Raw genomic sequence first — 13,356 nt, forward strand, 5'->3', positions numbered from 1 at the left:
CAATGATTGGTGTTAAAGAACTGCGTAGATTGGCTGAGGCTGCTACTAACTCGGATGAATGGAAATTCTACGAAAGTGGATCGCAAATAACATTCCGAGTGCGCAGTGGTATGCAGGCGATATTTAAGCTTGGTCGAATGCATCATGAGTTGAATGCAGAGGTGCGCGCAAATGCAGCATACGTCGAGTCGTGCAATCCATCCGCCATCCTGTCATTGCTCGACCACATCGAACAACAAGAAGCGGAGATAGCTAGGCTGCGGAAGGATGTAGCTGAAATCGGCAAGGCCAAGGAGGATAAATGAACGCCAGGATAAACGTCGAATGGGTGCTGATTCCGGTCTTCTGCCAGTTGACCGGCTACACTAAGCGCGCCGTGGAGACAAAGATTCACAAAGGTAAATGGATAGAAGGCGTCCATTACCGCAAGGCTCCAGACGGTCACATTGTAATGAACTTACCGGCATATAACGAATGGGCAATGGGAAATCAGTAAGCGGCGTTGATGTTCGGGAAACCAGCATTCGGATCGTCTTTTCATTTGAAGGAAAGCAGCGCAGGGAAACGCTCTGCTTTAATAACGAGCCGCTTGCGCCTACCCCGCCGAACATCAAGCACGCCATAAGAATCGCCGCTGAGGTGCGCGATAAGGTCAGCAATGGCCTATTCTCGTATGCCGATTATTTCCCAAACTCGCCACGCGCCAAGGCTAATCAAGCCGGAACCGTTGGCGAATTCATGGACAAATGGTTTGCGCAGCTAGAATTAAAGGATTCGACGCTCTCCGAGTATCGCCGCATGAAGGAAAACTTCTGGAAACCGGCTATCGGCAAAAAGCGTATCGAGCGCATTACGCATTCAGACATTACTGCCGCACTAAAGACCGGCACATGGAGCAGCAACCGGACTCGCAACAACATGCTCTACATGCTGCGCGCCGTGTTTAACCTGGCTGTTGCCGATGGACTTATCCCGAAGAATCCATGCATCACGATTGAAAGCGCGCAATGGCAGCGCAAAAAGCCTGACCCTTTCAGCATCGTAGAGGCGAATCGAATCATTGCCAGCCTGCACGAAAAGCGCCATGAGCAGGTTGCCAACTTCTACGAGTTTATGTTTTTCAGTGGATTGCGTACCGGAGAAGGCCTAGGGCTGGAATGGGCGAACATCGACATGAATAAGCGCGTCGTCGTCGTCAAGCAGTCGTTTGTTAGAGGCAAGATGCAGGAAACAAAGACATCGAGCGAGCGAACGGTAAAGCTGACTAATCGAGCGTTTGAGGCATTGAAGCGTCAAAAGGCATGGACGTTTTTAAGCGATTCAGGCCGTGTATTCCATAACCCTGCTACGAATAAGCCGTGGGCGAAAGAGCAGAACCTAAGCGAACCAAACTGGAAGCCGACACTAAAGTTCCTAGGAATACGCTACAGGAAGCCATACAACACGCGGGCGACCTATGCGACCATAGGCTTAATGTCAGGCGCTAGACCGGCCTACATGGCGGCTCAGCTAGGCCATAGCCTTGAAGTGTTCTATCGGGATTATGCAGACTGGATTGCGGATCAAGATGATGACCGCGAGATGGACAAGATCGAGGCGCAAATAGGAGTAGTGAATTCAGCTAAAAGTTAGCAGTCTTGCAATGCAACTATCCCTGAACTATCCCTGAAAAGATGAGAATATCGAATTCTCATAGGAGAAACTTTGGTGGGAAGTACAAGTTTCGAACTTGTGACCTATCGCGTGTGAGGCGATCGCTCTACCCCTGAGCTAACCTCCCGGAGTCGGCAAATTATCTCATAAAACAGCAGTTGCTCAGGATTCCGGAGACTCCGACTCCAGCTTGCGCCAGATGGATTGCCCTTTCACTTGCTTGTCCAGACCTTCTACCAGCACTGCGTGTGCGGCGAGCTCTTCCTCGCTGGCCAGTTGCAACTGCACCGGTGCTATCGCTACCGCTTCCAGCACCACACCATCACTATCGACGTCACCGCCACCCAAATCCATGCTGAGGCTGTTCTGACCACGTGTCATCGCCAGATAGACTTCTGCCAGCAATTCCGCATCGAGCAACGCGCCGTGCAATGCGCGGTGTGCATTCGAGATGCCGTAACGATCGCACAGTGCATCCAGCGAGTTACGTTTGCCCGGGTGCATTTCCTTGGCCTGCACCAGCGTATCGATGACTTCGCCTACATGCTCCTTGAAAGTCGGCGTGTTAACACGCTTCAACTCGGCATCGAGGAAGCCGATATCGAACGGTGCGTTGTGGATGATGACGTCCGCACCGGCGATGTAGTCGCGGAACTCGTCGGCGATTTCCGCAAACTTCGGTTTGTCGCTAAGGAATTCTGTGGTCAATCCGTGCACTGCCAGCGCGCCCTCTTCCGAGTCGCGCTCCGGATTGATGTAGTGATGAAAGTTATTTCCGGTCAGTCGTCGGTTTACCAGCTCAACGCAACCGATTTCAATGATGCGATCACCCGAGCGTGGGTTCAGCCCTGTCGTTTCGGTATCGAGAACAATTTGTCGCATGCTTAATCAGTATTCAAAAGTATAAAAATAATTGCTGCACTCAGGCAGCGACTTCAACGCCGCGATTGGCCAGCGCATCGGCGCGTTCATTACCGGCATGGCCGTTATGTCCGCGCACCCAGCGCCATTCGATTTTATGACGCGCCTGCGCTGCATCCAGCTCCTGCCACAGGTCTACATTCTTGACCGGTTCCTTGGACGCGGTTTTCCAGCCGCGCGCTTTCCAGCCGTGTATCCATTCGCTAATGCCTTTTTGTACGTACTGGCTATCGGTATGCACCACCACTTCGCACGGACGCGTCAACAAGTTGAGCGCCTCGATCACTGCTTTCAGTTCCATACGGTTGTTGGTGGTGTTGAGTTCGCCGCCGAATATTTCTTTCTCATGCTCGCCCATTACCAGCAATGCGCCCCAGCCGCCACGGCCAGGATTGCCCTTGCATGCGCCATCGCTATATATATCTATCTTGTCCATGCTACTTTCTTTTCTCTCTGCTACTTGTGTGACTTATGTATTTTGTTGGTCGCCGGTACGCCTTGCGGCGCAGTGGCTTTTTGTGTTTTCCAGGCCGGGCCTATCAGGTGCATGCCACGCACGCGCTTGACTGCCTGCACCACGTAGACCGCACCGAGGTAAGGCCACCAGCGCTCACCTATGTTTTCCAGGAAGTTAAAGCGATCCAGCCACTTCTGCGTTTCACACGGCGGCGCATAGCAACCGAAGTAACCGCCACTGACTTCCATATTCAATAACTTCAGCCAATCCTTCACGCGTGGCAGGCTGATGAATTCACCTTGTTGCGGCAGAAAGTAGGATTCGCTCAGACGTCCGATGATTTGGCGTGCACCCCAGAAGCTATACGGATTAAAGCCGCAAATGATGACCTGCCCTTCCGGGATCAGCACACGTTCAACTTCACGCAGCACCTGATGCGGCTCCTTCGCGAACTCCAAGGCATGCGGCAGGATGACCAGGTCTATGCTGGCCGATGCATACGGCAATTCTTCAAAATCCTGCACCACCACCAGCGGCTTCGCTTCGTTGTCATGCCCCTTGGCCGGAAAGCCGGTGTCGGTCAACCAGGTGTGCGGCATGCGGTTGGCACGCAAGGCCTGGATTTGCGGCAAACCGATCTGAGTGGCGTTGAAACCAAAGATGTCTACAGTCAACTCATCCAGACGCGCGTGTTCCCAATCCCGCACATAGTTGCCGGTCGCTGTCTCAAGCCAGGGGCCGAGGGATATAATGGACTTTTCTGTAGAAGATGTTTCCATGCGTATGTTGAGTGTACTGACTGTTCCCGCTTTTAACGACAATTACCTGTGGATTATCCACGATGGCGTCCATGCTGCCGTGGTTGATCCGGGCGATGCCCAACCGATACTTGCCGCGCTGGAAGCGCATAAACTTTCTCTGGTCGCTATTCTACTGACTCATCACCATAGTGACCATGTCGGCGGTGTATCTACTTTGTTGCAGCATTTCAAAGTCCCGGTCTATGCACCGCGCAAAGACCCTATCGCCAACGTCACACAGCCACTGGATGAAGGCGATAGCGTCACCATTCCTGAACTCGGCCTGAAATTGTCGGTCCTGCATGTACCCGGCCACACGCTGGGCCACATTGCTTACGTCGCGCCAGAGCAAGGCTGGCTGTTCTGCGGAGACACACTGTTCGCAGGTGGTTGCGGCCGCATCTTTGAAGGCACGCCGACGCAAATGCTGGCTTCGCTCGACAAGCTAGCCGCGCTGCCGGATGACACCAAAGTCTACTGCGCACACGAATACACCATCTCCAACCTGCGCTTTGCGCTGGCGGCAGAACCAGCCAATACCGCACTGGCAGCCCGCTTCGAGGCGGAACAGGCCAAACGCAAGCAAAATATCCCGACCGTACCGTCGAATATCGGCCTGGAGAAATCGACCAATCCCTTCCTGCGTGCGCGTGTCCCGGCGATAGCGCAGCACATGGTAGCCAATGGCAAAGCCCAAAATGGCGATCCGGTCACCGTCTTCGCCGCCCTGCGCGAGTGGAAAAATAACTTCTAGCAGGCTGCCAGCAATTTCAGTATTTTCTTATCAACACCCCGAATAATTCCCCATGAGCAAGCAAAGACCGGCAAACGCCGGTTTTTCGAGAGAAATATTATCTTTTTGATATCTGCCTTTAGTGTAAAAACGGGCGATAAACACTAGCTGTTGTGTAAATTGTCTTGACTAGCAAAATGCGCATTACTTACACTCGGCCATTATCCTTTTCAACCGGCTGCTCATGGGTCGGTAATTTTGCGAGATCCCATGCCTACATCCGATTTTAAAGTGCCCTACAAAACCATCACCGCCGCCGTCCTGCTAAGCTTCGCCGGCCTCTCCCACGCCAGCGATCTCTCGCTACCGCCCTACAACTGGGTAAAAGACGCAGCCCTGCAAGACAATCCCTCCCTCGCCAACGATCCCCTCAGTGAATTTGTCGTCACCGGTGAAGATGACGTCTGGGGGCGTATCCGCAAGGGCTTTGGCATACCTGACCTGACCGACAACCAGTTGGTGATCAACCAGACCATCTGGTACAGCTCGCGCCCTGATTACATCGGCCGCACCACCAAACGTGCTTCGCTGTATCTGTACCACGTGGTTGAAGAACTGGAAAAACGCGGCATGCCGACAGAACTGGCACTGCTGCCGTTCATCGAATCCGCATTCAACCCGCAAGCCTATTCGACCGCCAAAGCGGCAGGCATGTGGCAATTCATTCCATCGACTGGTCGCGACTTCAACCTAAAACAGAATATGTTCAAGGATGAGCGTCGCAGCGTGCTGGCCTCGACTGATGCTGCGCTGACTTACCTGCAAAAACTGTATGGCATGTTCGGCGACTGGCAACTGGCGCTGGCGGCGTACAACTGGGGCGAAGGCTCGGTTCAGCGCGCCATCAAGAAAGCAGAAGCAGCAGGCGTAGGCACCGACTTCAACAGCCTGTCGGCCTACATGCCAGCAGAAACCCGTAACTATGTACCGAAGCTGCAAGCGGTCAAGAACATCATCGCTACACCAGACGCCTACGGCATTACCCTGCTGAAGGTCGATAATCAGCCTTACTTCGTCAGCATCGCCAAAACCCGCGACATCGACGTCAAGCTGGCGGCGCAACTGGCTGAGTTGCCCATGGATGAATTCAAGGCACTGAATCCGCAATTCAACCGCCCTGTGATTACCGGTAGCAGCAACACGCAAATCCTGCTGCCGCAAAGCAATGCCGAGAAGTTCAAGGCTAACCTGGCGAAATGGAGCCATGCACTGTCGTCATGGACCGCGCACAAGGTGACCGGCGCACGTGAACGCATAGAAACCATCGCCGCGAAATTCCACACCACGCCGCAAGTCATACGCGAGGTGAACAATATTCCGCCGAAGATGGTGTTGAAGGCTGGCTCGACCGTGCTGGTACCACGCACTGACGAAACTGCACAAAAAGACATTACCCAGGAAGTCGCCGACAATGCGACGTTGGCGATGGCACCGGACGTACCGGATACCAAGCGCATCAATGTGACCGTCAAGAAAAAGGACACCATCAATACGCTGGCAAGCCGCTACAAGGTCACGATCGCGCAAATCAAGTCATGGAACAACCTGAGCCACGACAAACTGGCCAGCGGTCAGAAACTGGAATTGCACGTACCGTACAAAGCAGCCGTCGCAAGCAACAACAAATCCAAAGCAGCACCGAGCAAGGCTGTAGCGAAATCCACCAAGCAGGCTAGCCGTAGCCCTGCCAAATCGAGCAAAGCCAAAACCACAGTCGCTTCCAACAAATCTGGTAACAAGGCACCAGCCAAAATCAACGTTGCATCCGCCAGCGGCAAAATCAATCTGAAGTAAACAAGCTCAAGTAAGCGTCGTCATCGACGCTTACACCACCACCTCATCAGGACGGGCATAGACCGAAGCAGCCAGCAGGCGCTGGGTATAAGCTTCAGTTGGTTTGGACAACACAGTTTGCGTCAGGCCCTGCTCCACTACCTTGCCGTCTTTCATCACCATCACACGATGCGCCATGGCGCGTATCACGGCCAGGTCGTGGCTGATGAAGATATAAGCCATGCCGTATTTCTTCTGCAGATCGGCCAACAGCAACAAGACCTGATGCTGCACCGAGACGTCCAGTGAAGAAGTAGGCTCATCCAGCAAAATCAAATCAGGCTTCAGCACCAGCGCACGCGCAATCGCAATCCGCTGCCGCTGTCCGCCGGAGAATTCGTGCGGGTAACGCGTCATCATTTCCGCAGATAAACCCACTTCCTGCAAACCATCTGCCACCGCTTTGCGTATGCCATGCGGCCCGAGCTGCGGCTGATGCAAAGCCAGTCCTTCACCGACTATCTGCTCGACCGTACGACGCGGTGACAGCGAAGCAAACGGATCCTGGAACACGATCTGCATGCGCGCACGTAAAGGACGCAAGGCGTCGCGACTCTTGCTGGTAATCGACTGCCCTGCAAAACTGATTTCACCTTTTACATGCGCACTCGACAGGCGCAGCAAAGCCAGACCCAGCGTTGATTTACCGGAACCGGATTCACCGACTATGCCCAGCGTCTCGCCCGGCCTGACCTGCACGTCGACCTGATCGACGGCGACAAAAGGCAGTTTCTTGAACCAGCCTTTTTTTATATCGAAGGTACAGCTGACCTGCTCGGCCTGCAGCAAGGGCGTCGCCGCCGCACTCACCACATTCACCAATTGATGCGGCTGGCTGGCCAGCAGTTTCTTGGTATAGGCCTCGCGCGGTGCGCTGAATAATTGCTGTGTCGTCGCCACTTCCAGCAAGCGCCCTTTTTCCATCACGCCGACGCGATCTGCAAAGTGGCGCACCAGGTTCAGGTCATGCGTAATCATCAGCACGGCCATATTCTCTTCGCGCTGCAACTGATTCAGCAGCTCAACGATTTGCACCTGTATCGTGACGTCGAGTGCGGTGGTCGGTTCATCGGCAATCAGCAGCTTGGGCTTGCACGCCAATGCCATCGCTATCATCGCGCGCTGACGCTGGCCGCCAGACAATTCATGCGGATAAGACAAGGCGCGTCGTTGCGGCTCAGGGATGCCGGTCTTGTCCAGCAATTCAACGGTACGCAAGGCGGCCGTTTTCGCACTGACGCCTTCATGCAACATCAGCACTTCCGCGATCTGATTGCCTATCGTGAACAAGGGATTCAGTGCCGTCATCGGCTCCTGGAAGATCATCGCGATGTCATTACCGCGCACCGAGCGCATCGCTGCTTCGGTCTTTTGCAGGATGTCCTGACCTTCAAACAATATCTTGCCGCCGTAAGTCGCATCCTGATTCAGGCGCAACAAGGACAGTGCGGTCACCGTTTTGCCAGAACCGGACTCACCGACCAGCGCAAATTTTTCACCGGCAGCAATGCTGAAGCTGACTTCGTTGACCACCTTGCTGGTATCGAAGGACACCTGCAGGTTTTGTATATCGAGCAGGCTCATGCTTTCCTCCGCACATCCAGCGAGTTACGCAAGGCATCGCCTATGTTCGTCAGCAAGAGCAGCATCATGGTCAGCACCACAAAGGTAGACAAGGCGATCCACCACGCATCCAGATTGTTTTTACCCTGTGCCAGCAATTCACCGAGGCTGGCAGTCGTTGCTGGTACGCCGAGTCCAAGGAAGTCCAGGCTGGTCAAAGCCAGGATCGCACCGCTCATGCGGAACGGTAAAAAGGTCACGACCGGCGTCAGGCTGTTCGGCAAGACGTGACGCCAGATGATTTGGCCATTCGACAAACCGAGTGCACGTGCCGCCTGTACATATTCCAGGTTGCGGTTACGCAGGAAGTCGGCACGCACATAATCCGACAAACCCATCCATCCAAACAGTGACAACAGGATCAGCAGCAAACCTATGCTGGGTTGGAAAATGGAAGCGAAGATGATCAGCAGATACAGCTCAGGCATCGCGCCCCAGATTTCCATGAAGCGCTGGAAGAACAAATCCGTCTTGCCCGCGAAGTAGCCCTGGATCGCACCTGTAACCAAGCCCAGCAACACTCCAGTGAACGTCAGCGCCAGGCCGAACAACACAGAGACACGGAAACCGTACAACAAGCGGGCCACTACATCACGCCCGCGATCATCGGTACCCAGCCAGTTCTCGGCAGAAGGTGGTGCCGGATTCGGCGAGGTCGCAAAGTAATTCAGGGTGTCATAGCGATAGCGGTTCAATGGATAGATCGCCCAGTTGCCATCTTTCTCGAACTGCTCGCGGATAAACGGATCGAGATAATCTGCTGGCGACTCAAAATCACCGCCGAATTTCTTTTCCGAATAGGTCTTCAGTATCGGGAATACCAGCTCGCCGTTGTACTTCGCCACCAGTGGTTTGTCGTTCGACAGCACTTCGGCCAGTAAACTGATGAGCACCAGCACACTGAATATAATCAGGCTCCAGTAGCCACGACGATTCTTTTTAAAGCGCAGCCAGACCCGGCGTCCCGGTGAAACCGGTGCTGCGGTAGCAAGTTCGTTCATGAGTTCAGGCTTTCAAACTGCAGGCGCGGATCAGCCCAGACATAGCAAAGGTCGCCCAGCAACTTGACCACCAGCCCTATCAATGTGAAGAGATACAGCGTCCCCATCACTACCGGATAATCGCGTCGTATCACCGATTCATACGACAGCAAACCGAGGCCATCGAGCGAGAACAGGGTTTCGATCAGCAAGCTGCCGGTGAAGAATGCACCGATGAAGGCCGCCGGAAAACCGGTCACCAGGGGAATCAGCGCATTGCGGAAGACATGCTTGTACAGCACCTTGTTTTCGCTCAGGCCTTTGGCACGCGCAGTCAGCACATACTGTTTGCGGATTTCTTCGAGGAAGGTGTTCTTGGTCAGCATGGTCATCACCGCAAACGAACCTGCGACCGATGCCGTTACCGGCAAGGCGATGTGCCACAGGTAATCAAGCACCTTGCCGATCAGCGACAGCTGTTCCCAGTTATCCGAGGTCAGCCCGCGCAAGGGGAACCACTGTACAAAGCTGCCACCGCCAAACATCACCAGCAGGAACACGCCGAGGATAAAACCCGGGATCGAATAACCGACCAGCACCACCATGGTAGTGAGTGAATCAAAGCGACTGCCTTCGCGCACCGCTTTGGCGATGCCCAGCGGCAGCGAAATGAAATAGGTCAGGAAGAAGGTCCACATCCCTAGCGTGATCGATACCGGCAATTTGGATACCACCAGTTCCCACACATCCTTGTGATGATAGAAGCTCTGTCCGAGGTCGAAGGTGGCAAAGCCCTTCAGCATTTGCCAGAAGCGTTCTATCGGCGGTTTGTCGAAACCGTACAGCGCCTTGATCTCAGCCACGCGTTCCGCATCTATACCCTGCCGTCCGCGATACTGCGCACCACCGCCACCACCGCCCGCTTCACCTCCGGCACCAAACTGTCCCTTCAGTTCGACCAGTGCCTGCTCAACCGGTCCGCCGGGGACGAACTGGATCACGGCAAAAGTAATCGCGATCACGCCCAGCAAAGTGGGCAGCATCAGCAATACGCGCTTGATTATGTAAGACCACAGATTCATCGCGGCATCCTCATTTAGCTTTGTCCTGCCACCAGGTTGAAATCACATACGGATCTGGCTGGTAGTACAGCGGCAGCTTGCCCGGCATGCCAAAACGATTCCAGTAAGCGATCCTGTGCGTCGATGAATACCAGTGCGGGATCACGATGTATTTATTCAGCAGCACCCTATCCAGTGCGCGTGCCGCCCCTTGCAGCTGGGAGCGGCTGTCCGCGGCCACCAGCCCTTCAACCAGGCGATCGACGGCCGGATCTTTCAGGCCCCAGAAATTACTCGAGCCTTTTTCATCCGCTGCCTTGGAGCCAAACATATCGAACATTTCATTCCCCGGCGTGCTGACATCCGGGAAGCGGATGCTGGTCATATCATAATCAAACTCTTCCATGCGCTTTTGCAGCAAAGCATAGTCAGCCGTGCGTTGCGTCACCTGTATGCCCAGCTTTTGCAGGTTGCGTACATAGACAGCGATCACACGTGTCATCGCGGACTGGTCATCCATGATTTCAAATGCAAACACTTCGCCCTTGGCATTGCGCAAAGCGCCGTCGCGGTATTCCCAGCCAGCCTGACGGAATAGTTCTACGGCTTTCAGCAAATTGGCACGCAACGAGCCGGGAGGATTGGTGTCAGGCGGGATCGGTGCAGCACCAAATACGGCCGGATCCAGTTTCTTACGCAGTGGTTCCAGATACACCAGCTCTTCGGCCGAAGGCAGGCCGGTTGCGGCCATCGGACTGTTATTGAAGAAAGAGTAAATGCGTTTATAGGAACCGAAGAAGAGCTGGCGATTCATCCATTCATAGTCGAGTGCCAGCCCCAGCGCCTGGCGCACCCGCACATCCTGAAATTGCGGACGGCGCAGATTCATCAGGAAACCCTGCATGCCGGCGCCGTTGGAATGTGCCAGCTCGCGCTTGATGATGCTGCCGTTATTGAATTTTGGGCCGATATAGCTGCGCGCCCAGTTCTTGGCACTATTCTCGACCACCAGGTCGAACTCGCCTGCCTTGAAGGCTTCCAGTCTCGCCACGTTATCGTTATAGAAGCGATAGTTGATGCGATTGAAGTTGTACATGCCTTTGCGCGTCGGGATGTCCTTGCCCCAGTAATTCGGGTTCAGCTTGTAGCTGATGGAGCGACCGGTATCGTAACGGTCGATCAGATACGGACCGGTCGTGATGGGCGCAGTCAGTTGTATCTTGTCGAAGTCGGTACCCGCCGCCCATTTGCGCGAAAACACCGGCACGCTGCCAACGATCAATGGCATTTCACGATTCAGCGTCTTGAAGTCGAAGCGCACGGTGCGCTCATTCAGCACCACGCATTGCTTCACGTTCTCAAGCAGGGATTTAACCTGCGGTGCGCCTTTGGCCACCAGCGTATCGAAGGAATGTTTGACGTCTGCTGCCAGCACCGGATCGCCATTATTGAAACGTGCCTTGGGATTCAGGCGGAAGGTCATCGCCATGCGGTCCGGTGCCAGCTCCATATCCTCGGCCAGCAAACCATACATGGTCGCGACTTCATCGGTAATCGCTTCACTGCCGCTGGAGTTGGTGGTCAGGCTTTCAAACATCAGCGTGGTCAAACCCGCTGCCGACACCCCTTTCATCGAGAAAGGATTGAATTTATCAAAGCTGGTGCGACGATCCGGATTGGCCAGGAATAACTCGCCACCCTTGGGCGCATCCGGATTCACAAAATCAAAATGCGTGAAGCCGGGCGGATATTTGGGCGTGTCGTAGAGGGAGAATGCATGCGCGGCAAAGGCAGCGGAGCCAGGCAAGGAAAGGCAACTGATCAGCAGAAAAGAAGGAAGTAATTTAGCCATACACCTGTCACTGGAATTCATTACACAAATACCTGCGCATATGGATGCTGATGCAGATATTGATGCTGATTACATGCTGATAGCCAATATTGACGTTCTGGCTATTCTACAGAAACAGCCGCCCTCTGACACTGCCGATGTAGCCCGGCCCAAGCCCGAAAAAGCAAAGAATCAAGACAAAAGTTGCCGTTGCGCCTGCTAGCCCCTACAATCTTGCCCATTCCGCGCTTATTCCCGCGTACCTAATTAAGAAGACACTGGAGTCGTTCATGGCATTTTTGCAAGGCAAAAAAATTCTCATCACCGGTTTGTTATCGAACCGCTCCATCGCATACGGCATCGCTGCCGCCTGCAAGCGCGAAGGCGCTGAACTCGCATTTACCTATGTCGGTGAACGCTTCAAGGACCGTATCACCGAATTCGCCAAAGAATTCGACAGCTCGCTGGTATTCGATTGCGACGTCGGCAGCGACGAGCAAATCACCGCTTTGTTTGCCGACCTCGGCAAATCCTGGGATCACCTCGACGGCCTGGTACACGCGATCGGTTTTGCGCCACGCGAAGCAATTGCCGGTGACTTCCTCGACGGCATCTCGCGTGAAGGCTTCAAAATTGCGCACGATATTTCGGCTTACAGCTTCCCAGCCATGGCTAAAGCAGCTCTGCCTTTGCTGCGCCCGAACGCAGCATTGCTGACCCTGACCTACCTCGGTTCGATGCGCGCACTGCCTAACTACAACACCATGGGCCTGGCCAAGGCGTCGCTGGAAGCCAGCGTTCGTTACATGGCTGAATCGCTGGGCCCGAAAGGCGTACGCGTCAACGGCATCTCGGCTGGTCCGATCAAAACGCTGGCAGCCAGCGGCATTAAGGACTTCAGCAAGATCCTCAACTTCGTCAAGGATCACGCACCACTGCGTCGCAACGTCACGATTGAAGACGTCGGCAACACCGCAGCCTTCCTCCTGTCCGACCTGTCGGGCGGGATTACAGGTGAAATCACTTACGTCGACGGCGGCTTCTCGCACGTGGTTGGCGGCATGGGCGGCCTGGAATAATTCATTCCTCCCCTGTGTAAATGAAGGACGCGGCAGAGGTTTTGCCGCGTTTTTTATTGGCAGAGACACAAGTGATGGCAAGGCAGCACTTCCGGTGTCTGCCCGCCGATCCGAGTACATGACTCGACAGCAGGGGCATTCCGTACTATAATGCGCGCTGTGCTTTGTACAGACATCGCACTTTGCAGCATCGCGAACCCGTTAGCATTAACGATAAAGCCCTCCCGCCTTCTGGTGTTGAATCTTAAACACCGTCCCGGCGCAAAGCTTTTGTGCCGAAATCTCTCTGAGCTTTCTTAGTTGTTTCGTTGGTTAGCGTTGCATT

13 protein-coding genes and 1 tRNA gene are annotated in these 13,356 nt (G+C 54.3%); 6 read left to right on the plus strand and 8 right to left on the minus strand.

From position 1 onward, the window contains the following. Positions 1-2 precede the first annotated feature (2 nt). Genes IXC47_RS08415 through IXC47_RS08425 form a run of 3 tightly spaced genes read left to right on the plus strand, consistent with a single transcriptional unit; the run spans position 3 to position 1,632 of the window. On the plus strand, positions 3-305 hold the full coding sequence (locus IXC47_RS08415; protein WP_195875291.1) for an ead/Ea22-like family protein: 303 nt from the start codon (positions 3-5) through the stop codon (positions 303-305). Further along, complete coding sequence (gene xisR, locus IXC47_RS08420) at positions 302-496, plus strand: excisionase family protein (protein WP_195875292.1); 195 nt, start codon at positions 302-304, stop codon at positions 494-496. The genes IXC47_RS08415 and xisR overlap by 4 nt, the downstream gene beginning before the upstream one ends. After that, positions 475-1,632: an Arm DNA-binding domain-containing protein gene (locus IXC47_RS08425; RefSeq protein ID WP_195875293.1), complete on the plus strand. Its 1,158-nt coding sequence runs from the start codon at positions 475-477 to the stop codon at positions 1,630-1,632. Before xisR ends, IXC47_RS08425 begins: the two co-directional genes overlap by 22 nt. A gap of 73 nt (positions 1,633-1,705) precedes the next feature. Here the strand turns inward: IXC47_RS08425 and IXC47_RS08430 are convergent. The 4 genes from IXC47_RS08430 to IXC47_RS08445 all read right to left on the minus strand — a co-directional run bounded on the left by IXC47_RS08430 (position 1,706) and on the right by IXC47_RS08445 (position 3,810). Continuing rightward, a tRNA-Val gene (locus IXC47_RS08430) sits at positions 1,706-1,780 on the minus strand. Positions 1,781-1,815: 35 nt separating this feature from the next. After that, on the minus strand, positions 1,816-2,535 hold the full coding sequence (gene dnaQ / locus IXC47_RS08435; RefSeq protein ID WP_175626487.1) for a DNA polymerase III subunit epsilon: 720 nt from the start codon (positions 2,533-2,535) through the stop codon (positions 1,816-1,818). A 40-nt stretch (positions 2,536-2,575) separates the two neighbouring features. After that, entirely contained in the window at positions 2,576-3,010 is a 435-nt protein-coding gene (gene rnhA / locus IXC47_RS08440) for a ribonuclease HI (protein WP_124575257.1), read from the minus strand. Positions 3,011-3,030: 20 nt separating this feature from the next. Then, positions 3,031-3,810 carry a class I SAM-dependent methyltransferase gene (locus IXC47_RS08445; RefSeq protein ID WP_195875294.1) on the minus strand — a complete coding sequence of 260 codons (780 nt, stop codon included), beginning with the start codon at positions 3,808-3,810 and terminating at the stop codon, positions 3,031-3,033. A 4-nt stretch (positions 3,811-3,814) separates the two neighbouring features. Here IXC47_RS08445 and gloB point away from each other — a divergent pair, with 4 nt between their 5' ends. Together gloB and IXC47_RS08455 are read left to right on the plus strand one after the other, a co-directional pair. Next, complete coding sequence (gloB, locus tag IXC47_RS08450) at positions 3,815-4,585, plus strand: hydroxyacylglutathione hydrolase (RefSeq protein WP_175626856.1); 771 nt, start codon at positions 3,815-3,817, stop codon at positions 4,583-4,585. Between the two features lie 249 nt (positions 4,586-4,834). Then, a complete protein-coding gene (locus IXC47_RS08455) occupies positions 4,835-6,418 on the plus strand; it encodes a transglycosylase SLT domain-containing protein (protein WP_230089463.1) in 1,584 nt (527 codons plus the stop codon). 30 nt (positions 6,419-6,448) lie between these two features. Here IXC47_RS08455 and IXC47_RS08460 read toward each other — a convergent pair whose 3' ends face one another. The 4 genes from IXC47_RS08460 to IXC47_RS08475 are packed head-to-tail and all read right to left on the minus strand — an operon-like array spanning position 6,449 to position 11,973. Next, a complete protein-coding gene (locus tag IXC47_RS08460; protein ID WP_195875295.1) occupies positions 6,449-8,041 on the minus strand; it encodes an ABC transporter ATP-binding protein in 1,593 nt (530 codons plus the stop codon). Beyond that, positions 8,038-9,081 carry an ABC transporter permease gene (locus IXC47_RS08465; protein WP_195875296.1) on the minus strand — a complete coding sequence of 348 codons (1,044 nt, stop codon included), beginning with the start codon at positions 9,079-9,081 and terminating at the stop codon, positions 8,038-8,040. Before IXC47_RS08465 ends, IXC47_RS08460 begins: the two co-directional genes overlap by 4 nt. Further along, on the minus strand, positions 9,078-10,142 hold the full coding sequence (locus IXC47_RS08470; protein ID WP_175626483.1) for a microcin C ABC transporter permease YejB: 1,065 nt from the start codon (positions 10,140-10,142) through the stop codon (positions 9,078-9,080). The genes IXC47_RS08465 and IXC47_RS08470 overlap by 4 nt, the downstream gene beginning before the upstream one ends. Positions 10,143-10,152: 10 nt before the next feature. Then, positions 10,153-11,973 carry an extracellular solute-binding protein gene (locus IXC47_RS08475; protein WP_195875297.1) on the minus strand — a complete coding sequence of 607 codons (1,821 nt, stop codon included), beginning with the start codon at positions 11,971-11,973 and terminating at the stop codon, positions 10,153-10,155. Positions 11,974-12,242: 269 nt separating this feature from the next. Here IXC47_RS08475 and fabI point away from each other — a divergent pair, with 269 nt between their 5' ends. Continuing rightward, on the plus strand, positions 12,243-13,031 hold the full coding sequence (gene fabI / locus IXC47_RS08480) for an enoyl-ACP reductase FabI (RefSeq protein ID WP_175626481.1): 789 nt from the start codon (positions 12,243-12,245) through the stop codon (positions 13,029-13,031). The last annotated feature ends 325 nt before the right edge of the window (positions 13,032-13,356 follow it).

The sequence above is a fragment of the Herminiimonas contaminans genome, from assembly GCF_015645465.1.
Taxonomy (GTDB): Bacteria; Pseudomonadota; Gammaproteobacteria; order Burkholderiales; family Burkholderiaceae_D; genus Oxalicibacterium; species Oxalicibacterium contaminans.